Raw genomic sequence first — 20,784 nt, forward strand, 5'->3', positions numbered from 1 at the left:
GGAAAGTGATGCAAAGCTCGGACGCAATGCGCCGCGAGAATGCGGACTCACATCCCTCACGCTGTTTGAATCAAACGTAGGATGGGTAGAGCGAAGCGAAACCCATCGCGATGAAGCAAGCGGCCTGAATGATGGGTTTCGCTCCCGCTCTACCCATCCTACGATCCTGCGACGGCGTCGTAGGGTGGGCAAAGGGAAGCGTGCCCACCATTACGAGCGGAGTGCTTGATGGTGGGCACGCTGCGCTTTGCCCACCCTACGGCTGATTGACAACTGAATCGGAATTTCCCCTCGCGCCGGGCACGAGCGAGGATGTGTTAGCGGGCTATTACAATTGGCGCTGTCATCTGCACGCGCATTGCACACTTTGCTTGGCGCGCCGCACAAATTCAGGAACGTCCAAGCTGACGCGCAATTCATCATTGACGCATTGCTGCTCGTGCGTGATGAGAGCTTGAGCATCGCGGCTGCTGCCAACAACGAGCAGCGAGAGAAAGAATGACTCGCTTCGACGGAGTCGTTGATTGCCTTCTTTTCGGCAGAGTTCCGGCGCTCATTTGCACCGGGTCTGAATTCAAGCTCGGTGTTACACCTCAACCCAAGATGGAACTCGAGATGCACCATCCAGACCAGACACGTCGTTCGCTTCTGAAGGTTCTTGCCACCGGCGCCTGCGTTGCGGCCACCGGGCCTGCTGCGGCGCAAGAGGATCAGCCCGGCAGCAACGAGCGGCCGAAGAAAGGCGATCTCCTCGTTCTCTCCGAAGGAGACCGCGCCGGCCAAGTCATCAAGTCCGACGATCTCAAGCCAGGCGGCCCGCCGGTACGCGCCTGGCCGAAGGATCCCGCCACCTCGGTGGTCCGCAAAGGTTCGCGTTTGAATGAAGTGCTTGTCATCAGGCTAAATCCCGATGAACTCGATGATGACACGCGCGCGCGTTCGGCCGACGGCATCGTCGCCTATTCAGTGATCTGCGCGCATGCCGGATGTCCGATCACCGGCTGGGTGAAGGCGGCCGAAAGCGACGAGAAGGTCCTCAAGTGTTTTTGCCACAATTCCGAATATGACCCGCGGCACAGCGCGGACGTCGTGTTCGGGCCGGCAACCCGTCGTCTGGCGGCGCTTCCGTTGGCTCTCACTGACGGTTCGCTCGCCGTGTCTGCGGCGTTCGTAGGAAAGGTAGGTGTTTGAGGAAGGATCAGGCAACGCGATCGAATTGGGTTTATACAACCAAAAGTTGTGAAGATCGTAAATGAAAAACAGAGCAGGGAGGTAGCATCTAATGAGCAGGAAACAATGGCTTCTCACGAGTGCAACGGCGTTCGCGTGCCTTGTCTCAACCGCCGCAGTGGCCGGCCCGATCGAGAATTACAGCCCGGTGACCTCGGCGCGTCTCGAAAATCCCGAGCCGGGCAACTGGATGCTGTATCGGCGGACCTATGACGGGCAGGGCTATAGCCCGCTCGAGCAGATCAACGCCTCGAACGTCAAGAGCCTGACCCCGGTATGGACCTTCTCCACCGGCGTGATCGAAGGCCACGAGGCGCCGCCGATCGTCAACAACGGCGTGATGTTCGTTGCAACCCCGATGGGGCAGGTGATCGCGCTCAACGCCAAGACCGGCGACGAATATTGGCGCTACAAGCGGCAGCTTCCGGAAGACCTGTTCCAGTTGCATCCGACCAGCCGCGGCGTCGGCCTGTGGCAGGACAAGCTCTATCTCGCCACGACGGATGACCATGTGGTCGCGCTCGATGCCAAGAGCGGCAAGGTGGTCTGGGATACGAAGGTGCAGGACTACAAGAAGGGCCAGTACATGACCCTGATGCCGCTGGTCGTCGACGGCAAGGTTATCGTCGGTGGCTCCGGCGGCGAGTTCGGCGTGCGCGGCTACGTCGTCGCGTACGACGCCAACAACGGCAAGGAATTGTGGCGCACCTTCACCATTCCCGCACCCGGCGAGCCCGGCAGCGAGACGTGGAGCGGCGACGACTGGAAGACCGGCGGCGGATCGGCCTGGATGACCGGCAATTACGACAAGGACACCAAGACGGTCTATTGGGGCGTCGGCAACGCTGCGCCATGGCCCGGCTCGGCGCATGCCGGCGACAATCTCTACACCAGCTCCGTGCTGGCGCTCGACCCGGACACCGGCAAGATCAAGACCCACTTCCAGTATCACCAGAACGATTCCTGGGACTGGGACGAGGTCGAGGCGCCGATCCTGGTCAACCTGGAACGGGAAGGCCGTCCGTTCAAGGCGCTCATTCATCCCGGACGCGATGCGATCTTCTGGATCCTGGAAGCGAAGCCCGAACAGATCAATTACGTCAGCGGCTGGCCGTTCGTGTACACCAATGTCTGGAAAGGCATCGAGAAGGAGACCGGCAGGCCGATCGTCGATCCCGAGCACAAGCCGGTGCTCGGCAAGCGGGTCGAATTCTGTCCGTCACTGTGGGGCGGCAAGGATTGGCCGTCGGCGGCCTATAGCCAGAAGACCAAGCTCGTCTACGTTCCCGCCAACGAGAATTTCTGCGGCGGCTTCTCCGGCGAGAAAACACCGCTGGTTCCCGGCCAGCTCTGGCTCGGCACCAAGCCGGAGGACATCGGTCTGACGGTGCGCCCGGGCGCCACTCACATGGGCGAGTTGCAGGCCTGGGATCCGGCCACCGGCAAGAAGGCCTGGTCGCACACCTTCCCGAAATCGCAACTGTTCGGTTCGGTGCTGGCGACCGCGGGCGATCTGGTCTTTGCCGGCGGCACCAACGATCGTAACTTCCGCGCCTTCGATGCCAAGAGCGGCGAACTGCTGTGGGAGCAGAAGACCAATTCCGGCATCATGGGCATGCCGATGTCCTATGAGGTCGACGGCACGCAGTATATTGCGATCCAGTCCGGCTGGGGCGTCGACGCGCAGCGCATCCAGGATGCCTTGGCCACCCAGAATGTCGGCGTGGAGAACAACGTTCCCCAGGGCGGCGTCGTCTGGGTGTTCGCGGTCAAGAAATAGCGACGGGCAGGACAGCCAGTAAAAAAAGCGGCGGACCGAAAGGTCCGCCGCTCTTCTTTAGGGATCAGTTGATCGATGAACTGCTTGCGTTCGGCCTTACGCCTCCAGTTGCTTGCCGATCGGCATCGCGCGGATGCGCTTGCCGGTCGCGGCGAAGATCGCGTTGATCAACGCCGGCGCGAATGGCGGCACGCCGGGTTCACCGACGCCGCTCGGCGGCGTATCGGGGCTGGCGGGCGGCACGATGTAGACATTGGTCACGGCAGGGGATTCGTCGATCCGGATCACCGGGTAATCGTCGAAATTGCCCTGCTGCACCTTGCCGTCCTTGAAGGTGACCTCGCCATGTTTGGCGAGGCTCAGGCCCATGATCGCCGCGCCCTCGATCTGCGACTGGATGCGCTCGGGGTTGACGTAGGTGCCGCAGTCGATCGCGGTGTCGACCCGCGGCACCGTCAGCTTGCCCTTGTCGTCGACAGCCACCTCGACGATGGTCGCGATGTAGCTGACGAAGCTCCTGTGCACCGCGATGCCGAGGCCATGGCCCTTGGGCACCGAGCGTCCCCAGCCGCCCTTGTCGGCAACCAGTTCGACCACCTTGCGCAGCCGCGCGGTGTCGATCGGGTAGCTGTCATAGGGCTCGCCATAGTTCCAGGGATCCTTCACCGAGGAAAGATTGACGATCCGCGGCGAACCGATCAGCTCCAGCAGCATATCCTTCGGATCGCGGTTGGTGGCTTGGGCGATTTCGGCGACCATGGACTGCACCGCGAAGGCGCGCGGGATGTTCGACACCGACCGGAACCAGCCGATGCGGGTATGCGCGGCCGCTTCCGGATTCTCGCACTGCAGGTTGGCGATCTCGAACGGATTGTCGATCAATCCCATGCCGAGCTCGAACGGCGCCTGGTGGACGGTCCCGGCGGCGAACGTGGAAGCGATCGACGGGGCCACGCTGCGATGGCGCCAGGCGATCACCTTGCCACTCTTGTCGAGGCCCGCCTCGATCCGCTCGACGGACACCGTGTGCAGGAAGTCGTGGCGCACGTCGTCTTCGCGCGTCCACTGCACCTTCACGGGCACCCCAAGCTCTTTCGAGAGCAGCGCGGCCTCAAGCGCGAAGTCGCATTTCGACTTCCGCCCGAAACCGCCGCCGAGCAGCGTGACGTTGACGGTCACGTTCTCCTCGGGGATGCCGAGCGTCTTGGCGACGTCCTCGCGCGTTCCGCCCGGGCTCTGCACGGGAGCCCAGACCTCCGCCTTGTCACCCTTGACGTTGGCGACCGCGACCGGCGGCTCCATGCTGGCATGGGCGAAATGCGGCAGGTAGTACTCGCCGACGATGACCCTGTCGGCGCTCTTCAACGCCGCCTCGACATCGCCCTCCTTGCGCACGATGAGGCCTGGCTTGCGCGCGGCCGCCTCGAGCTCGGCGCGATAGGCGACCGAGTCGTATTTGGCATTGGCGCCGTCGTCCCAGGTCACCTTCAGCGCGTTGCAGCCCTTGATCGCCGCGCCGGTGTTGCGTGCGATCACGGCCACGCCGCCGAGCGGCTGGAATTTCGACGGCCACGGCCATCCCTTCACTTCCATCACCTTCTCGACGCCGGAGACCTTCAGCGTGTCGGCGGGATCGAAGGAGACGAGCTTGCCGCCGGTCACCGGGGGACGCGCGATGACCGCATATTTCATGCCGGGCAGCCGTACGTCGCCGCCATAATGAGCGGCACCGGTCGTGATGTCGTGGAGGTCGACGATGCCAATCTCGCCCTTGCCGAGATAGCGGAAGTCCTTCGGGTTCTTCAGCTTCAAGCCTTCAACGCTCGGTACCGACTCCTTTGCGGCATCGGCCGCCAGTTCGCCGAAGCCGAGCTTGCGCCCGCTCGCGCTATGGACCACTTCGTGATTAACGGCCTTCACCTCGCCTGCCGGCACGCCCCAGCGTTTTGCGGCGGCCTGCTCGAGCATAGTGCGCGCCGAGGCGCCGATCTGGCGCATCGGGATCAGATAGTGCCGCGTGCTGCGCGAGCCGTCGGTGTCCTGGTTGCCGAACTTGACCTCATCGCCATGCGCCTGCTGGACGCGGACGCGCGACCAGTCGGCTTCCAGCTCTTCGGCCACGATCAGCGGCAGGCTGGTGCGCACACCGGTTCCCATCTCGGAGCGGTGCGCGATGATCGTGACAATGCCGTCCGGCGCGATCGACACGAAGACGCGCGGGTCGACCACGACGCCGTGCGGCATCTTCCCCGCGCCGGTCTCGTAGGCAAAGCTCGGACGTATCATCACGGGCGCAGCGAGCACGAACCCGCCGGCCAGCCCCAAGGTCTTCAGGATACTGCGCCGCGAAACGTTCTCGATCTTGATGTGCTTCTCGAAACCACGAAGCCTGCTGGGATTGGTGAGGATATTCATGTCACACCCCCGTCGATGCGAGATGAACCGCGTTCTCGATCCGCTGGTAGCAGCCGCAGCGGCAGATGTTGCCGGACATGGCCTCGCGGATCTGGTCGTGCGACGGTTTTGGATTGTCCGTCAACAGCGCGGCGGCCTGCATGATCTGGCCGGCCTGGCAATAGCCGCATTGCGGCACGTTGACCTGGCGCCAAGCCTTCTGCACCGGGTGATCACCGGTCGGATGCAGGCCCTCGATGGTGGTGACCTCGCGTCCGGCCGCATCCGAAACCGAGGTGATGCAGGCGCGCACCGCCTGCTTATCGATGATCACGGTGCAGGAGCCGCACAGCGCCTGACCACAACCGAATTTGGTGCCGGTGAGCCCTATTTCGTCACGGATGAACCAGAGTAGCGGAAGATCGGGATCGCCATCCCAATTCTGTTCCTGACCATTAATCTTCAACTTGACCATGATCGTCCCTCGCTCTTCTTAAGCTGTTGATGTTTCCAGGCCACGAACGAGAACATATTTCTCCCTACGCTCGCGACCACTCCTGGGTCTCGTACGGCGGGCCGGTCCTTTGGAGATGCTTAAGGGGAGCCCGTTGCACGATCGGTAGTCCGTGTCCGGCTGCTCCTTTGCTATGTTCAAATGAAATGCGCCGCCCGCGCGCATCGGGAAAAACAAATGCTACCAGAAACCGATGCGACAGTGACTTCACAGCCCGGTGTTCTGCATTTGCCGTTTGTCAAAAGCGGGGCCGACCGTCGATGATATGAGATCGTCAGGATATTTTTGCAAACGCGGCCGGCGAAAATGCACCGCCGCCGGGCAGGCGCGGATCGGGAAAAGGGCGGAATTGACCTATTCACGGAAGCAATATGAAGGATAGGCGCGTGCGGCTAAATGCTGCGGTGCGGGCGCGAATGGCACCGCTGGCGGTCGAGCACCGCCAGCGGGAGCGCGGGGCAAATCAGGCAGCCTTGTTAAGCGGCCTTGGATTTCGCCACGTGGGTCGCGATCGCATCCATCAATGCCGGCGACAGGCAGTCATAGGGCTCGAGTCCCAATTCCTTTAGCCGGCCGCGGATCGCCGGCATGTCCTCCGGCTTGGCGCCGGACTCGATCACCGACGAGACGAACGCAGCAAATCCCGGCGCCGCCGAGCCGCTTTCCTCGAACAGCTCGGGATGGATGAAATCGAGGCCATAGAACGGATGCGCCTTGTTTTCGATCCGCCCGTACATATGCGTGCCGCAGTCCTTGCAGGCATAGCGCTGGATCACGGCCGCGGGGTCGACGACCTGCAGCTTGTCGCCATTTTCCAGGACCGTCAGGTTCTGTCTCGGCACCACCGCAACGACCGAGAACATCGCTCCTTCCGGCTTCCAGCATTTGGTGCAGCCACAGGCGTGATTATGGGCGACGTCGCCCTTGATCGCCACTTTCACCGGTCGGTCCGTGCACTCGCAGACCAGCGTGCCGCCGGCAAAGCTGCCGGAGCCCTTCTGGACGCCGTTGTCAATCGACGGGTGGAGATGAACAGTCATGGGTCAATCCTCCTAGTGTTTGACACGTTGATTCTGGAACGGGACATCGTGATCCCGTTCCACCTTTTGCTGGAGCATGACCCTTCCGGGGAGCCGGGTCCGCTTCCGCCGACGCGGCCCTCCGGATTCGGATCACGCCCTAGTAGACGACGACCGAACGGATCGACTTGCCCTCGTGCATCAAGTCGAATCCCTTGTTGATTTCCTCGAGCTTGAGCACGTGGGTGATCATTGGATCGATCTGGATCTTTCCGTTCATGTACCAGTCGACGACTTTCGGCGTGTCGGTGCGGCCGCGCGCGCCGCCGAAGGCCGTGCCCTTCCAGACCCGTCCCGTCACGAGCTGGAACGGCCGGGTGGCGATCTCCTTGCCGGATTCCGCAACGCCGATGATCACGGAGACGCCCCAGCCGCGGTGGCAGGCTTCCAGCGCCTGGCGCATCACATTGGTGTTGCCGGTGCAGTCGAAGGTGTAGTCGGCGCCGCCTTCGGTGAGTCCGACCAGGTGCTGGACGATATCGCCGCCGACTTTCGTCGGATTGACGAAATGCGTCATGCCGAAGCGGCGGCCCCAATCTTCCTTGGAGTCGTTGATGTCGACGCCGATGATCTTGTCCGCGCCGACCATCTTGGCGCCCTGGATCACATTGAGCCCGATGCCGCCGAGGCCGAACACCACGACGTTGGAGCCTGGCGTGACCTTGGCGGTGTTGACCACGGCGCCGACGCCGGTGGTCACGCCGCAGCCGACATAGCAGCTCTTGTCGAACGGGGCGTCCTCGCGGATCTTCGCCACCGCGATCTCCGGCAGCACCGTGTAGTTCGAGAAGGTCGAGCAGCCCATATAGTGGTAGATGGTCTTGCCCTTGTAGCTGAAGCGCGACGTACCGTCCGGCATCACGCCCTTGCCCTGGGTGGCGCGGATCGCGGTGCAGAGATTGGTCTTCTGGCTCAGGCAGCTTTTGCACTGCCGGCATTCGGGCGTGTAGAGCGGGATCACGTGATCGCCCGGCTTCACCGAGGTCACGCCCGCACCGACCTCGCGGACGATGCCGGCGCCCTCATGGCCGAGGATGGAAGGGAAGATTCCCTCACTGTCGAAGCCGTCAAGCGTGTAGGCATCGGTATGACAGATGCCGGTCGCCTTGATCTCGACCAGGACTTCACCGGCCTTCGGGCCTTCCAGGTCGAGCTCGACGATCTCAAGCGGCTTCTTGGCTTCGAATGCGACGGCAGCGCGTGTCTTCATGTTGATCTCTCCGTAAAGCGTGTTGTCGCCCGCGCTCCGCAGCTTCAGTTCTTGCCCATGCAGGACTCTTCCGCCTGCTTATAGGCGGCGGGCTTCTCTTCATGCTTTGCGGGGCGTACGCGCCCCACCGCGTCATTCGCGCGGGCGCGCAGGTAGACATAGAGGTCGTCCATGTAGCAGGCGACGTTTGGATTGTCACCGAACGCCGGCATGACATTTTCCTGTGCGGTACTGATGTTCTTGCGGCCGCTGGCGACGACGCCGAGGAAATCGGCATAACTCATGGTCTTCAGCGAACTCGCCAGTGCCGGTGCATAGGTCGAACCCATGCCGTCCGGGCCATGGCAGACATGGCACTCCGAATGATAGCGCCGGTATCCGGAGTAGGTGTACCAATCTACCGCTCCGTCGGCTGCGACCTTGAAGGTCGGGTTACCTTCCTTGTCCAGATATTTGCCGTTCTCTTCCTTCACGGCGGTCGGATCGACCGCATCGTCGGCAAAGGCGAATCCTCCAGATACGGCGATGATCATCGCCGCAACTACAAACCAGCTTTTACGCAAGAGCATGTCCTCAAGATCAGATACAGGCAAAACCGGCGCGTGGATGGTCCACGCGCCGGAACGACGTTCGGCTCACTGCGGGAGGGAGAACACGGTGAGCGTTCCGCCGAGGGCGGTATAGTTGCTCAGCGCCGCGTAGCCGCCGACTGCGCCCAGACCGGCGGTCGGATCGGTCAGGCCGGCAGCAAGGCCGATGCCCGCCCAGCCGCCAACACCGGACAGCACGGCCACGTACTGCTTGCCACCCTGATCATAGGTCGTGACGTTGCCGATGATGCCGGAGGGAGTCTTGAACTTGTAGAGCTCCTTTCCGGTCTTGGCGTCGACCGCCTTGAGATAGCCTTCGAGCGTGCCGTAGAACACCACGCCGCCGGCGGTCGCAAGCGCGCCTGACCAGACCGAGAACTGCTCCTTGTTCGACCAGACGATCTTTCCGGTCTTGTTGTCCCAGGCGATGAAGTTGCCCATGTGGGACTCGCCGGGAGGCGGATACATCGAGAGCGTCGCGCCGACATAGGGCTGACCCGCGGTGTAGCTTACCTTGAACGGCTCATAGTCCATGCAGACGTGGTTGGTCGGCACGTAGAACAGTTGCGTCTCCGGCGAGTAGGCTGCCGGCTGCTCGTCCTTGGTGCCGAGCGCGGCCGGGCAGATGCCCTTGACGTTGACATCCTCGCCCTGCTTGTCGGTCGAATATTGGTCGAGGACCTTCGGCCGGCCATAGGTCGGCGAGCTCTTGTTCATATCGACGCCGCTGGTCCAGTTGACCTTCGGGTCGAACTTCTCGGCGACGAGCAATTCGCCGTTGGTGCGATCGAGCGTATAACCAATGCCGTTACGATCGAAATGCGTCAACAGCTTGCGCTCCTGGCCGTTGAAGGGCTGGTCGGTCAGGATCATCTCGTTGACGCCGTCATAGTCCCATTCGTCATGGGGGGTCATCTGATAGACCCATTTGGCCGTGCCGTTATCCGGGTTGCGCGCGAAGATAGTCATTGACCATTTGTTGTCGCCCGGACGCTGCTTCGGGTTCCAGGTCGATGGATTGCCCGAGCCGTAGTAGACGAGGTCGAGCGACGGATCGTAGGCTAGCCAGCCCCAGGTGCAGCCGCCGCCGACTTTCCACTGGTCGCCCTGCCAGGTCTTGAGGCTCGAGTCCTTGCCGACCGGCTTGCCGAGAGCAGTGGTCTTCTCGGGATCGACCATGATCTGGTCGTCAGGTCCTTCGGAGAAGGCACGCCAGACTTGCTTGCCGCTCTTGGTGTCGTAGGCGGTGAGGTGGCACTGCACGCCGAACTCGCCGCCGGAGATGCCGACCAGGACCTTGTCCTTCACGACCATTGGGGCGGAGGTGCCCGTCTGACCCTTGCCGGGATCGCCGTTCTTGGCGGTCCAGTCCACCTTGCCGGTCTTGGCGTCGAGCGCCACCAGCGTGGTGTCGGCCTGGTGCAGGAAGATCTTGCCGTCGCCATAGGCCAGGCCGCGATTCACCGTATCGCAGCACATGACCGGGATCACGTTCGGATCCTGCTTCGGCTCGTACCTCCAGACGATCTTGTTGTCCTGCGACAGGTCAAGCGCGTAGACCTTGTTCGGGAAGGGCGTGTGCACGTACATCATGTTGCCGATGATCAGCGGCCCGCCCTCGTGGCCACGCAGCACGCCGGTCGAAAATGTCCAGGCGACCTGCAACTTTCCGACGTTCGAGGCGTTGATTTGATTCAGCTTCGAGTAGCGCGTGTTGGCATAGTCACCCGTCGGCATAACCCAGTCCTTCGGGTTTTGCGCCATCTTGCTGAGTTCTTCATTGGCACTGGCAATACCTCCGCCTAACGCCGCCACGGCGCCGAGAGAGGTCGCGATTAGCACCTTGCGCATAGTGATTTCCTCCCAATGATGACCTTCCGCTTTCCATCGAAACGGCCCATTTTTTTGGTTCCTCCTCCTATCCCCTTCGTTGACGCGCGACTTGCCCAAGAGAGAAGGGCGGCTTGCTCAGAAGTGAAACTCGAAGAACTTTTTTGCTTGCAGTGCAGTGCGGTGGCGCGCGGCGTGACGCCGGCCGCGGGCGCACGAGACTGATTTTCCTTGACGGCACTTGAAGTAAAGTCGAGGATTAACCCTCTAGGTTGTCAGGAGGAACGCTGCTCAGGGGTCAAAGACCGCATTAAGATTGAGGTAACGGTACTTCACGGTGACCAAAGCCTCTTGCGGCGAGCAGTCACGCTTTCATCTCGAATCGGTGGCTGGATATGCCCGATACCGTCCGTTCGCTCACTACCTCCGGATTGACGCCGAAGAAGCAGGTTCAATGTTGGACAGACGCACTGACCGATCTATGCGGCCGGTTTGATGTCGATCCGATGGACGCCTCGTCGCTCGAGGCACGGGTCAACTACACCACAGTCTCGCGGCTGAAACTCTGCCAGATCGAGGTGAGTCAGCACCGTATCGCACATGTGAACGCGCGCTCGAAACTGAGCGACCATCCCTATATCAAGATCCTGTTCCAGACCCACGGCATCTCCTATTTCGAGCAGGATGGCCGCCATTTCGAGCTCGTTCCCGGCGATTGCCTCGCCTACGACGTTTCCAGCCCACACACCATCATCAGCCCGTCGCTGACGCGGCATGAGGTCGTGATCGTGCCGAAGGCGCTGTTGCAGGAGCGCGGTTTCCGTTCGGCGCGGATGCCGGCCTGCAAGCTCTCGGCCCGCAGCGGCACCGGCCGCATCGCCTACGATTTCGTGCATGCGGCTTTTTCCGAGGCGAGTCGATTGTCCCCCTACAATGCGATGGGCGTCGCCGATTCGTTGATCGATCTGTTGCTGTTGCCGCTGCGTGAAGCCGAGACGACGTTCAATCATGGCGGTGCGGAGGCGACCTATATCCGTGCGCAGTTCTTCATCCGCGAACACCTGCGCGATCCGGATCTCTCCATCGACCAGATCTCGACCGCGCTAGGTTGCACCAAACGCTACCTGCACATGCTGTTCAGCGAGCGCGGCATGACCGTGAGCGACTATATCTGGCGCGCGCGGCTGCAGCATTGCCGCGAGGAACTGGAAGCGCAGCCCGGCAAGACGATCACGGACGTCGCATTCTCCTGGGGCTTTTCCAGCTCCTCGCATTTCAGCCGCGTGTTCCGGAAGTATTTCGGCATCGTGCCATCAGCCGTCCACCGGCAGCAGCAGGTCGGCTCCGCCGCGGAATTTTCCGCAACCTCGGACTAGATCGTAAAGCGCGCCGTGGGCGGCCGGCGTGCGCTCCGCTATCTATGCAAGCTTCTCTGCCGCCCTTGCCGTGCAGGCTCTGCCAAGGGAGATGAGAGATGAAATTGCGTGGTCTTGTTGTCTTGATATTGGCCGCTGCAGTGTTTTCGGCGCCGGCTCTGGCCGCGCCGAAACGCGCCGATCCGATCAAGATGTTCGACACCGATAACGATGGCACCCTCGATCTGGCCGAGGTGAAGAAGGCGGCATCGGCGCTGTTTGCCAAACTGGACCGGGATCATGACGGCACGCTCGATGCGCGAGAACTGCGCGGCCGCTTAAGCGCCAAGGAACTGGCGGCTGCCGATCCTGACCACGACGGAACGCTGACGCTTGATGAATATCTTGCGGTCGTGGAGCAGCGCTTCAACGCGGCGAATCCGGACAAGGATGGAACACTTGACGCCAAGGAATTGCAGTCGCCCGCCGGTCGCGCTCTGCTACAGCTATTGCGATAGGACTTGCTAGCTGGCAGGCCCGTGCGCGCAGGCTAGAGGCCGCGGCCTGGAGCCACGCTTGTCGGGCGGAACGTTGCAATTATCGATCCGCTGCTCGTCCATCCATTTCCTGCCGAGCCGTTCCTTGCCGGTCAGCGTTGCCGGCACCTGCGTCCGCCCGGACTGAGGCCGTTTTTCGGCGGCGGCTGGCGACGCAACAGCGATCATGATGAATGGAACGAGCAAAACGCGGAACAATGTTCTCATGCGAGGCCTCAAAAAGCGCTTGCAACTAATGCGGCGTGAACGGCGGCATTGAACAGCATCGGATTTCACCTCGCCACCCGGAACCTGGGACGCGTGCTTCGGTTCTTCCGTGATACCGGCGCGCAGGGGCGCGCGCCGATTCGAGAAGGAGATGAGACATGAGCACAAGACGCATCATTTTCGCGGGTTGCTCCGTCCTGGTGTTGAGCGCCGGCGCCGCGCTGGCAGGTCCCTGCAATACCCAAGGCCAAAGCGCCAATAAGGATGCAGGTTCTGGCCCGGCATCGACCAGCAGCCAGACCACAACAGGCATGGCGAGCGACAAGGAGCATCCGCCGACCAGCACGATGAATAGGGCCACCGGAGATGTGGCCACGTCCTCGCAGGACGTGCAACGGCAGATGCAGGGCGAGCCGACGGCAGCACAACAAGCTGAAGGTAAGAAGCCCGAAGGCCAAATGGCGAGCAAGGACAACGATTGCTGAACGCGGGGCCCTTGAAAAGCGTCACGCCTCACGCTTCATCGTGCGATTGAGCGCGGAGGCGTCCGTGTGTGAGTGTGTGCCCAACTGACAGACTTGGCCCAAGAGGGAACTGGTTTGCCCAGGAGGGAACTATCGGCGCTCAACTGCGGCGCAGATGCGCTCGCTGGTCGATCTTGTCCACTTGCGCCACGCGCGCGCTGGCCATAGGTTCGACCTTGGCGTGAACCTCGCGCCAAGCCATTTGGGAGGATCGAATGAGCTGGAAGACTCCGAAGATCGTCGAAGTGCAGGCCGGCATGGAAATCAACATGTACGCCTGCGCATCGCGCAAGTAAGCGTCGAGCGCCTGCCCGGCTCGCGCAGCGCTATCTGCGCAAGCCGCGGCAGGCGAATTCGTTGGGCTCACATTCGTTGGGCTCTATGTGAGACGCCCTCAAACTTCCTTCGTATCGAAAATGTAGAGATCGGCGCCGCCATCGGCAAAGTTGGCGAGGTCCGCGCCTGCGGCCTTTCCTTCCGCTGATCCCATGCCTGCCTTCAGCGCGTCGAGCGAGTCGAAATACAGCGTTGCAGCAAGGTGGACGTTGCTCTCGCCCGCTGGCATCCTGAGCGGAGCCGTGCTGATGTCGTATTTCTTCAGTCCCGGGATCTTCTTGGCCAGCGGAATGTGCACCGATGCATAATATTTGTCGAATGCCTCGGCGCTTTTCGGCGTCTTATAAAGTACCAGAACTCGTGCCATTCGGTTTATTCTCCCTGAAGCGATTGTTCTTCCGCGGGCCCTTCCCGGGTCTTGCATTGCAGCCGAAATGGTCCATGCAATCAAGCTTCCAATCGCTGCCGCTCGACTGGACGTTGTGGTAGGGGTTTTCTTGTCAGCGCTGCTGACGCTTTCGATTCGCTCTCGGGACTGGAATGTCTTTTCGCGCAACGATGCTCCGGGCGGCTGCCGTGTGCTTTTTCACACTGCTTGCTGCCGTCGTCGCGCGTGCCGAGGAAATCGATACCGAGCATCTGTTCGGCTTCCTGATCGGCACCGACATCGGGCATGTCGGCGAGCGCGAATTCCAGACCGAGACCACGGGACGCTTTTCCAGGAATGGCGGCGGCTATCGTGCGGTTGCCCAGGAGTTCGAAGTGGAATTCGTGCCGGCCCGCGACATCCGCATCGAGCTCGGCGGTGCCTTTGTGGCGCACCAGATCTACGGCATTCCCGGCCTTGAAGATCGGCGCCAATTGACCTGGCAGGGTCTCTCGTTGGACGTCCGTTACCGATTTCTCGACCGTGAGACGGCGCCGTTCGGCCTGACCCTCGCAGTGGAAAGCCACTCTGACCGGATCGACGAGACCACGGCCGATCGCATCCGCAATTTCGGCACTGAATTGCGGTTGGCCTTCGATCGCGAGTTGGTACCGAACTTCCTGATCGCGGCACTCAATTTCATCTACCAGCCTGAATGGACGCGTTTTCTTGCCTCGCGCGCCGCGGAGCAGGAGGTGACAGTGGGCGCGGCCGTCGGCCTGATGGCGCAGATCAAGCCCGGCGTTTTCGTTGGCGGCGAGGCGCGCTATTTCCGCCGCTATGATGGGATCGGGCTGAACGAGTTCGAGGGGCAGGCCCTGTTCATCGGTCCGGTCGCCTATCTCCAGCTCTCGGAGCGTTCGCGGCTGACCGCGGCCTGGAGCGTGCAGGCCTGGGGCCGTCCGTCCGGATCGGCTGCGGCGCTCGATCTGGTCAATTTCGAGCGTCATCAGGCCCGGCTTGTATTTGGCATGAATTTCTAGGAATCTCCGGCGGTGGTTCTGGCTTTCACGGTGAGGCGAAACCTGGCCTTGCCGCCGACGTAGCTCGTAGTGCTATTGCTTTACCCGAGCAGCAGGGATTTGAGGCATGAATCCGATTGATCTCATCGTGACCGTCTGTGCCGTGCTGTCGCCCGCCACCTGCGAGGAGACCCATCTCGTGTTCTCCTTCAACGGTTCGCCGCAGCAATGCGCGATGGCAGCGCCGCCCTATATTGCGCAATGGGTCGGCGAGCATCCGAAATGGACCGCGGTCAAATGGCGCTGCGAATATCCGCACAGCCATGATCGAGCGGAGAAGGGGGCGGCCCCGATCGCGGGCTGACCCTATTTGTTGCAGTCCTTCAGATCCTTGTCAGAGATCGAGAACACCGCGTCGGCCTTGATCTCGATGTCGCGGACGAAGCACTGCCTGGCGCCGGCATAACTCACCTTGGCGTCGTAACGTCCTGGCTCGACCCCAACGATGCGCAGCCGCTCGTCGTGGTCGACCTCCTTGTCCTTGTCATTCAGGGTCTGGTTGGGACCCCAATCGTTCTTGCCGGCCGGCGAAAGCTGGAAGCCGGAGATGGTCGACGTCGTGAGATTCCAGAGCCTGATGCCTTTACCTTTGCCCTGCGCGCTGAGTTCGCTGGGCAGTGCGACCAGCAGAATGGCGACAGCAATCAATCGGCGCGGCATCGTGACCTCCCAAGTTTTTCTCAATATGAAGACCGCGTCTCATATCTTTGCAAGCCGCCGCCGCACCAGGTCGGCCTTGATGTGGTTGATCTCGGCAGCGCTCCGTCCCGCGCGCGGTGTCGGGATCGGCACTTCCTGCAGAATCCTGGCCGGCCGTGCCGACAGCAGGAACAGCCGGTCGCCAAGGTAAACGGCATCGTCGAGATTATGCGTCACCAGCAGCGTTATCATCACACGGCTTTCCACCAGCGTTGCGATCTGCTCGCGCAGGTGGGCGGCGAGGGCGTCGTCGAGCGAAGCCAGGGGCTCGTCGAGAACGAGGAAATCCGGCTCGATCGCGAAGGCCCGCGCGAGCGCGACGCGGCGCGCAAGGCCAAGCGAGAGCTCGCCGGGGAAATGGCTGCGATGCTCTGTCAATTCCAGGACGGAGAAGAGTTCTGAGAACCGCTTCTCGTCAATGTGTGGCGCGGCAAGCCGGATATTGTCCTCGACCGATCGCCACGGCAGAAGCCGCGGCTCCTGGAATACCATCCCGAGCCTTGCTGTGGCCGGCCGCGAGACCTTTCCCTGATAATCGTGGTCGAGGCCAGTCAGGATCTTGAGCACAGTGCTCTTGCCGCATCCGGAAGGGCCGACGAACACGCCGACTTCGCCGGCCGGAAGCGAGAACTTGATGCCGGCGAGCACGTGGTGCCGCTCGCCCGCCGCATTCTCGAAATGCTTACCGGTGATATCGACCTCAAGCTGCACGGGGCCGCCACCGGGATGAGCGTACTTCGAATGGTTGCACCAGCACCGTCTCGATCACCAGCACGACCGCGGCAAAGGTCAGCGAATAGGCGAGCAGGAGCGGAATGTCGAACAATTGGAAGGCGACGCCGATTTCGAAGCCGACGCCGTTCGGACGTCCGAGATATTCCGCAACCAGCACGATCTTCCATACCAGCGAGAGCCCCGATCGCGCGGCGGCTGCGATATAGGGGCTAAGCTGCGGCAGGATCACATGCCGGAACGCTCTCCCGCGCGGGATCGCGAACACGCTTGCCATCTCGTCCAGCGAGCGGTCCAGCGCCCGCGCGCCCTCGCGCAGCGTGACGACCGCGGTCGGCAGCTTGTTGACGGCGATGGCCGCGATCGCGGCGACCTCGGTGAGCCCCGCCCAGATATAGGCGAGTACGATGACGACGAGCGCGGGCAGATTGAGCAGCAGGATCAGCCAGGGATCGCCGATCCGGTCGGCGAGCTTGACCCGGCCCATCAGGTAGCCGATGGCGGCGCCCAGCGCCATCGCGAGCGTGAAGGACAGTGCCACCCGCGCCAGGGTCACGCCGAGATTGATGAACAGCGCGCCGGATGCTGCTTCTCTCAGCATCACCGCCAGCACTGCCGGCGGCGCCGGCAGCTTCACGTCACCGATCAGGAGCGCCGCAATCCACCACGTCGCAAGGAACAGGAGGAAGGACAGAAGGCGCACCACGGCTCAATCTCCTGATATCGCGTGATAGAACGTGCCGGGATCAAGCTCCGTTGCCGATCCCACCAGTTCGCGGCCGCCGATCTTGGCGAGCACCCGGTAGAGCACCTGTGCGTCGGCCTCTTCGTCCGCGATCGGGCGGTGTGGAATTCCTTCACGATAGCGGTCGCGATAGGCATGCAGCGTTGCAGCGTCCGCCGCGCCGGTCAACGGCGCGATCTTCTCCCATTCGTCGTCGGACTTCGTAAGGATCTCCTTGGCCGCGCGGGTCATCGTGATGAAGCGCTCGACCGCGTCGCGGTTCGCATTGGCCCAGCCTTCGTCGAAGACATAGCCGACCATCGCGATGCGGCCCTTGGCGCCGAGTTTCGGCAGGATATCCTCGATGCCGGCAAGGCGGCGAAAGCCCTTGGCTTCCAGCGCGGCGCAGAAATTCCAGTAATTGACGACGGCGTCGACCTCACCGCCTACGGCCTTGGCCGCGAGCAGCGGCGGCGCGCCATAGACGATGGTCGCCGCCGACTTCAGGTCGAGGCCTTCCTGTTTCAAGGATGCCTGCAGCAGGAGCCAGCTCTTGTCGATCGGCCCGCCGGCAACGGCGAGCTTGCGACCCCGGAGATCGGTGAGCGAACGGATCGGCGATGAGGTCGGCACCATCACCGCGCCGAGCGCACTCGAATAGGGATAGAAAGCGAGCTTGGCGCCGAGCATGCGCTCGCGCGACACCCACAGCCAGTCGGAGACCATGACGTCGGCATTGCCGGCGCGGAGCGCGATCTTGCCCGCCTCGGGGCTTGCGAGCTCGGTGGCCTCGATCGTGAGATTGGCCTTCTTGTCGAGGCCATGCGCGCGGATGACCGCCAGTTCCCAGGCAAAGGTGCCCGTTTTCTGCACTGCAACGCGGATCGTGTCTGCGCCAAAGCAGGCGGCGAGCGGCGTCACCGCAAGAACCGCGGCAACCAGCAGCGTGCGAATGATGGCACTCATTTTGTTGAGCCGTTTCCTCGAACGTGTTCTTTTCTATCACGTAGTCATAGCATAGCTTGCGCCATTGAAAGCGGGAGGATGGCTATGACGCGTGCGGGACCGGTACGACCTATTGTCGCCGCTTTGATCGTATTCGCGGCAACCGCGGCGATCGCGGGTGGCGAGGAGGTCAACGATTATCCGACGGCCGCCCGCGCGGAATACGTGTTCGGCTGCCTGAAGGCGAATGGCGAGACACGGCACGCCATCGAGCAATGCTCGTGCTCGATCGACGTGGTCGCGTCGCTGATTCCCTATGACCGCTATGTCACCGCCGAGACGGTGCTGAGCCTGTCCCAGGTGAGGGGCGATATGGGTTCGCCGTTCCGCACGTCCGAACAGGCGACCAATGCCCTCAACGATCTCCGGCGGGCCCAGGCCGAAGCTGAAGTCAGGTGCTTCTGAGACCGGCCAGAGCGTTTTCGAGCGAAGCTTGCCCTCGGACTTGATCCGTGGGTGGATACCGGTTCGCGTGAAGAAAACGCGTCAAAACAAAATAAGGGCGGAGCCCGGCCGTTCAACTATCCGAATCGATCTTCCATTCGTGCTCGAATACGTGGCCGTCGGTGTCCTTGGCCTCAGCGCGGAAACGCTTGGCGCCATTCGAGACATAGGTGAAGCGGATATTGGGATCCTCGGAGATCGAGATTCCGCCTTCCATCGTCAGCACCAGGCTGTCGTCCTGCCAGAGCTGCAGCCGGTCGACATAGAAGGCGGGAATATAAAGCTGGGTCACCTGGTCCATCTGCAGGCCGGAATTGTTGGGATGGCCGATCATGACCTGCGCCTCCCGGGCTCCGCTCGTGGAACCTTCACCAGGTTTCGAAAGCTGCCGGTATCGTATCTGGCCGAGCCTGGCCTTGGCCTCCTCGGCGTTCTTCAGTGCAGGCGCAGCGCAGCCACCCGACGCCTTCACGTAAGTCTTCACCATATAAAGCTTGCCGTCGGTGAGTTCGGCCACGGCATGGACGTCGGTGTAGTTGTTGATGCGCACGCGGGTCGAGATTTCCGTGACGTTGGCGTCCGGCCCAAGCTCGAACTTGGCCGCCATTGGCGCCGGATTCTGGTCGATGACGAGGGTGATCGCCCGCACGCGGCGGGTGTCGTCGGGCGCGAGCTTGCTGCGCAGCGTCACCGGCACGATTGCGGCATCTTCCGCACGGGCCGGCATCTCGATCGCGATCATGTTGCTGCCGTCGCTCATCGGGCGATTGTTGAAGATGTCCTGGACCAGGCCCGGCCAGGGATCATAGGCCTCGGCGCTCACCGCGGGCGCAAGGCGTGCGCCAAATGCGATGCTGCTGAGCAGGCCGGCGACGCAGAGCAGACGGAAAGGTGCTCCGAACATGGTCGTTCTCCCCGCGGCGACGATGGAAGCAACGCCTCCACTATACGGCCTCGCCAAACCTATTCCCACTCCAATTGCGAAAATGCTGCAGTTGCGTTGCGGGCGTTGTAGTCGTCGAACAGTTTCCAGCGCGGCCGCTCCGATGCCGCGGCGGTTTCGGCGGCAGCGGTGATCGGCTTGCCCTTGGCGATCAGCGCGCGCACGTCGGCTGCCAGCGTCTCGAGGTAGCGGCGTTCATCGGCCAGCCCCGCGGGCCATTCGCTCACAGGCCCGTGACCGGGAACCACGCGCTGCGCGGGCAGGGCGGCAAGCTCGCCGAGGATGGCGAGCCAGCCCTTGATGCTGCCGTCCACGACCGGGATGTGCGTGACGAATACGAGGTCGCCGGCGAACAAGGTCCGGGTCTTCTCATCGAACACGGTGAGATCGTTATCGCTATGCGCAGTCGGCCATGCTCGCAGCGTGAGCGATCGTCCACCGAGATCGAGGGCGAGGCTGCCGTCGACCAGTATCGTTGGCGGCACGATGCGCACGTCATCCATCAGTTCCGCGCCCATCGTCCGGCGGAAGGCGTCGAGATAGAACTGGCCTCGTGCGGTCAGCGCGTCGGGAAGCTTCTTGTGGCCGACGAAAACGGTTCCAGCACCCGCAAACGCCGCGTTGCCGAAGGCATGATCGGGATGGGCGTGGGTGTTGATGACATAGCGGATCGGCTTGTCGGTGCGGGCGCGGATGGCGGCCAATAATCGCCGTCCTTCGCGGACACTGCCGCCGGTATCGATCACGGCAACGGCGCTGTCGCCGACGACAAATCCGATGTTGGCAATGGCGCCTTCATTGTCGCCGGTCATCAGGGCGATCTCGCCGATATGCACCAATATTCCGGGCGCGACTTCGCTCACAGGCAATTCTTGTTCCTGCGCCCGCGCTAGGGTCGATAGGCAGACTGCAGCGATGAGTGTGATCAGCGAGACGATACGAGCCATGTTTCCGCCCAAGTCCATGCGCGAAGCGGCATCGGCCGTTTCGCATTCACATCGCGCCTGTTTGCGCTGCAGCACGCCGGGCGAGATCATCACGAAGCTGTTGCACGCCGTGACGTGCCGGGCAATCTATGGCTACAGCATGATCCGGAAAAGTGGACACCGGTTTTCCGAAAAAGATCATGCTCAAACAAAGAGCTAGAGCGGGATGACGATTCGAAGAAAAGTCATCACGCTC

At 62.2% G+C, this 20,784-nt stretch carries 24 protein-coding genes; 10 read left to right on the forward strand and 14 right to left on the reverse strand.

Features of this window, described 5'->3' with window-relative positions; translation table 11 throughout:
• The first annotated feature begins 334 nt into the window (after positions 1–334).
• From CWO89_RS46005 to CWO89_RS21160, 3 genes are all read left to right on the forward strand, one after another.
• Entirely contained in the window at positions 335–502 is a 168-nt protein-coding gene (locus tag CWO89_RS46005) for a hypothetical protein (RefSeq protein ID WP_165421263.1), read from the forward strand.
• 113 nt (positions 503–615) lie between these two features.
• On the forward strand, positions 616–1,191 hold the full coding sequence (locus CWO89_RS21155; RefSeq protein ID WP_349644894.1) for a QcrA and Rieske domain-containing protein: 576 nt from the start codon (positions 616–618) through the stop codon (positions 1,189–1,191).
• Between the two features lie 91 nt (positions 1,192–1,282).
• Positions 1,283–3,010, forward strand: coding sequence for a methanol/ethanol family PQQ-dependent dehydrogenase (locus CWO89_RS21160; RefSeq protein ID WP_130580671.1), 1,728 nt, complete (start codon positions 1,283–1,285; stop codon positions 3,008–3,010).
• 96 nt (positions 3,011–3,106) lie between these two features.
• Here the strand turns inward: CWO89_RS21160 and CWO89_RS21165 are convergent, their stop codons facing one another.
• The 6 genes from CWO89_RS21165 to xoxF5 all read right to left on the reverse strand — a co-directional run bounded on the left by CWO89_RS21165 (position 3,107) and on the right by xoxF5 (position 10,648).
• Entirely contained in the window at positions 3,107–5,425 is a 2,319-nt protein-coding gene (locus CWO89_RS21165; RefSeq protein ID WP_130580672.1) for a xanthine dehydrogenase family protein molybdopterin-binding subunit, read from the reverse strand.
• A 1-nt stretch (position 5,426) separates the two neighbouring features.
• The gene (locus tag CWO89_RS21170) at positions 5,427–5,879 is read right to left on the reverse strand and encodes a (2Fe-2S)-binding protein (RefSeq protein WP_130580673.1); all 453 of its coding nucleotides are present in this window, start codon (positions 5,877–5,879) and stop codon (positions 5,427–5,429) included.
• 515 nt (positions 5,880–6,394) lie between these two features.
• A complete protein-coding gene (gfa, locus tag CWO89_RS21175; protein WP_130580674.1) occupies positions 6,395–6,958 on the reverse strand; it encodes an S-(hydroxymethyl)glutathione synthase in 564 nt (187 codons plus the stop codon).
• Positions 6,959–7,097: 139 nt separating this feature from the next.
• The gene (locus tag CWO89_RS21180; RefSeq protein WP_130580675.1) at positions 7,098–8,207 is read right to left on the reverse strand and encodes an S-(hydroxymethyl)glutathione dehydrogenase/class III alcohol dehydrogenase; all 1,110 of its coding nucleotides are present in this window, start codon (positions 8,205–8,207) and stop codon (positions 7,098–7,100) included.
• A 44-nt stretch (positions 8,208–8,251) separates the two neighbouring features.
• Positions 8,252–8,740, reverse strand: coding sequence for a c-type cytochrome, methanol metabolism-related (locus CWO89_RS21185; protein ID WP_130580691.1), 489 nt, complete (start codon positions 8,738–8,740; stop codon positions 8,252–8,254).
• Positions 8,741–8,842: 102 nt separating this feature from the next.
• Entirely contained in the window at positions 8,843–10,648 is a 1,806-nt protein-coding gene (gene xoxF5 / locus CWO89_RS21190; RefSeq protein WP_130580676.1) for a lanthanide-dependent methanol dehydrogenase XoxF5, read from the reverse strand.
• Positions 10,649–11,022: 374 nt separating this feature from the next.
• Between xoxF5 and CWO89_RS21195 the strand changes: the two genes are divergently transcribed.
• From CWO89_RS21195 to pqqA, 4 genes are all read left to right on the forward strand, one after another.
• Entirely contained in the window at positions 11,023–12,003 is a 981-nt protein-coding gene (locus tag CWO89_RS21195; protein ID WP_130580677.1) for a helix-turn-helix domain-containing protein, read from the forward strand.
• Between the two features lie 98 nt (positions 12,004–12,101).
• A complete protein-coding gene (gene lanM, locus CWO89_RS21200) occupies positions 12,102–12,500 on the forward strand; it encodes a lanmodulin LanM (RefSeq protein ID WP_130580678.1) in 399 nt (132 codons plus the stop codon).
• A gap of 404 nt (positions 12,501–12,904) precedes the next feature.
• Positions 12,905–13,231, forward strand: coding sequence for a hypothetical protein (locus CWO89_RS21210; RefSeq protein ID WP_130580680.1), 327 nt, complete (start codon positions 12,905–12,907; stop codon positions 13,229–13,231).
• A gap of 254 nt (positions 13,232–13,485) precedes the next feature.
• Positions 13,486–13,566, forward strand: a complete 81-nt coding sequence (gene pqqA / locus CWO89_RS21215) for a pyrroloquinoline quinone precursor peptide PqqA (protein WP_130580692.1) — start codon at positions 13,486–13,488, stop codon at positions 13,564–13,566.
• 98 nt (positions 13,567–13,664) lie between these two features.
• On the opposite strand, the gene CWO89_RS21220 is transcribed toward pqqA, so the two are convergent.
• On the reverse strand, positions 13,665–13,973 hold the full coding sequence (locus CWO89_RS21220) for an EthD family reductase (RefSeq protein ID WP_130580681.1): 309 nt from the start codon (positions 13,971–13,973) through the stop codon (positions 13,665–13,667).
• Positions 13,974–14,182: 209 nt separating this feature from the next.
• Here CWO89_RS21220 and CWO89_RS21225 point away from each other — a divergent pair, with 209 nt between their 5' ends.
• Entirely contained in the window at positions 14,183–15,016 is an 834-nt protein-coding gene (locus CWO89_RS21225) for a DUF6662 family protein (protein ID WP_245476424.1), read from the forward strand.
• A gap of 106 nt (positions 15,017–15,122) precedes the next feature.
• Positions 15,123–15,359: a hypothetical protein gene (locus tag CWO89_RS21230; protein WP_130580682.1), complete on the forward strand. Its 237-nt coding sequence runs from the start codon at positions 15,123–15,125 to the stop codon at positions 15,357–15,359.
• A gap of 2 nt (positions 15,360–15,361) precedes the next feature.
• Here the strand turns inward: CWO89_RS21230 and CWO89_RS21235 are convergent, their stop codons facing one another.
• The 4 genes from CWO89_RS21235 to CWO89_RS21250 are packed head-to-tail and all read right to left on the reverse strand — an operon-like array spanning position 15,362 to position 18,176.
• Positions 15,362–15,715: a hypothetical protein gene (locus tag CWO89_RS21235; RefSeq protein ID WP_130580683.1), complete on the reverse strand. Its 354-nt coding sequence runs from the start codon at positions 15,713–15,715 to the stop codon at positions 15,362–15,364.
• A gap of 39 nt (positions 15,716–15,754) precedes the next feature.
• On the reverse strand, positions 15,755–16,465 hold the full coding sequence (locus CWO89_RS21240; RefSeq protein WP_130580684.1) for an ABC transporter ATP-binding protein: 711 nt from the start codon (positions 16,463–16,465) through the stop codon (positions 15,755–15,757).
• Entirely contained in the window at positions 16,455–17,192 is a 738-nt protein-coding gene (locus CWO89_RS21245) for an ABC transporter permease (RefSeq protein ID WP_130580685.1), read from the reverse strand. Before CWO89_RS21245 ends, CWO89_RS21240 begins: the two co-directional genes overlap by 11 nt.
• A gap of 3 nt (positions 17,193–17,195) precedes the next feature.
• Positions 17,196–18,176, reverse strand: coding sequence for an ABC transporter substrate-binding protein (locus CWO89_RS21250; RefSeq protein ID WP_130580686.1), 981 nt, complete (start codon positions 18,174–18,176; stop codon positions 17,196–17,198).
• 84 nt (positions 18,177–18,260) lie between these two features.
• On the opposite strand from CWO89_RS21250, the gene CWO89_RS21255 reads away from it, so the two are divergent.
• A complete protein-coding gene (locus CWO89_RS21255) occupies positions 18,261–18,620 on the forward strand; it encodes a hypothetical protein (RefSeq protein WP_130580687.1) in 360 nt (119 codons plus the stop codon).
• 112 nt (positions 18,621–18,732) lie between these two features.
• Here the strand turns inward: CWO89_RS21255 and CWO89_RS21260 are convergent, their stop codons facing one another.
• The 3 genes from CWO89_RS21260 to CWO89_RS47015 all read right to left on the reverse strand — a co-directional run.
• Positions 18,733–19,563, reverse strand: coding sequence for a quinoprotein dehydrogenase-associated SoxYZ-like carrier (locus CWO89_RS21260; protein ID WP_130580688.1), 831 nt, complete (start codon positions 19,561–19,563; stop codon positions 18,733–18,735).
• Positions 19,564–19,622: 59 nt separating this feature from the next.
• Positions 19,623–20,549, reverse strand: a complete 927-nt coding sequence (locus CWO89_RS21265) for a quinoprotein relay system zinc metallohydrolase 2 (RefSeq protein ID WP_130580689.1) — start codon at positions 20,547–20,549, stop codon at positions 19,623–19,625.
• Positions 20,550–20,595: 46 nt separating this feature from the next.
• Positions 20,596–20,784: hypothetical protein (locus CWO89_RS47015; RefSeq protein WP_207234531.1), on the reverse strand; the 189-nt coding region annotated here is incomplete at its 5' end.

Source organism: Bradyrhizobium sp. Leo170 (assembly GCF_004296405.1).
Taxonomy (GTDB): Bacteria; Pseudomonadota; Alphaproteobacteria; order Rhizobiales; family Xanthobacteraceae; genus Bradyrhizobium.

Bases quoted from the DNA above. Each gene is read 5' to 3' on its own strand.
- CWO89_RS21170 (WP_130580673.1), bottom strand. From the start codon at position 5,879: ATGGTCAAGTTGAAGATTAATGGTCAGGAACAGAATTGGGATGGCGAT.
- xoxF5 (WP_130580676.1), bottom strand. From the start codon at position 10,648: ATGCGCAAGGTGCTAATCGCGACCTCTCTCGGCGCCGTGGCGGCGTTA.
- CWO89_RS21160 (WP_130580671.1), top strand. From the start codon at position 1,283: ATGAGCAGGAAACAATGGCTTCTCACGAGTGCAACGGCGTTCGCGTGC.
- CWO89_RS21265 (WP_130580689.1), bottom strand. From the start codon at position 20,549: ATGGCTCGTATCGTCTCGCTGATCACACTCATCGCTGCAGTCTGCCTA.
- CWO89_RS21210 (WP_130580680.1), top strand. From the start codon at position 12,905: ATGAGCACAAGACGCATCATTTTCGCGGGTTGCTCCGTCCTGGTGTTG.
- CWO89_RS21180 (WP_130580675.1), bottom strand. From the start codon at position 8,207: ATGAAGACACGCGCTGCCGTCGCATTCGAAGCCAAGAAGCCGCTTGAG.
- CWO89_RS21230 (WP_130580682.1), top strand. From the start codon at position 15,123: ATGAATCCGATTGATCTCATCGTGACCGTCTGTGCCGTGCTGTCGCCC.
- CWO89_RS21260 (WP_130580688.1), bottom strand. From the start codon at position 19,563: ATGTTCGGAGCACCTTTCCGTCTGCTCTGCGTCGCCGGCCTGCTCAGC.
- CWO89_RS21220 (WP_130580681.1), bottom strand. From the start codon at position 13,973: ATGGCACGAGTTCTGGTACTTTATAAGACGCCGAAAAGCGCCGAGGCA.
- CWO89_RS21235 (WP_130580683.1), bottom strand. From the start codon at position 15,715: ATGCCGCGCCGATTGATTGCTGTCGCCATTCTGCTGGTCGCACTGCCC.
- lanM (WP_130580678.1), top strand. From the start codon at position 12,102: ATGAAATTGCGTGGTCTTGTTGTCTTGATATTGGCCGCTGCAGTGTTT.
- pqqA (WP_130580692.1), top strand. From the start codon at position 13,486: ATGAGCTGGAAGACTCCGAAGATCGTCGAAGTGCAGGCCGGCATGGAA.
- CWO89_RS21165 (WP_130580672.1), bottom strand. From the start codon at position 5,425: ATGAATATCCTCACCAATCCCAGCAGGCTTCGTGGTTTCGAGAAGCAC.
- CWO89_RS21155 (WP_349644894.1), top strand. From the start codon at position 616: ATGCACCATCCAGACCAGACACGTCGTTCGCTTCTGAAGGTTCTTGCC.
- CWO89_RS21250 (WP_130580686.1), bottom strand. From the start codon at position 18,176: ATGAGTGCCATCATTCGCACGCTGCTGGTTGCCGCGGTTCTTGCGGTG.
- CWO89_RS21255 (WP_130580687.1), top strand. From the start codon at position 18,261: ATGACGCGTGCGGGACCGGTACGACCTATTGTCGCCGCTTTGATCGTA.
- CWO89_RS21195 (WP_130580677.1), top strand. From the start codon at position 11,023: ATGCCCGATACCGTCCGTTCGCTCACTACCTCCGGATTGACGCCGAAG.
- CWO89_RS21185 (WP_130580691.1), bottom strand. From the start codon at position 8,740: ATGATCATCGCCGTATCTGGAGGATTCGCCTTTGCCGACGATGCGGTC.
- gfa (WP_130580674.1), bottom strand. From the start codon at position 6,958: ATGACTGTTCATCTCCACCCGTCGATTGACAACGGCGTCCAGAAGGGC.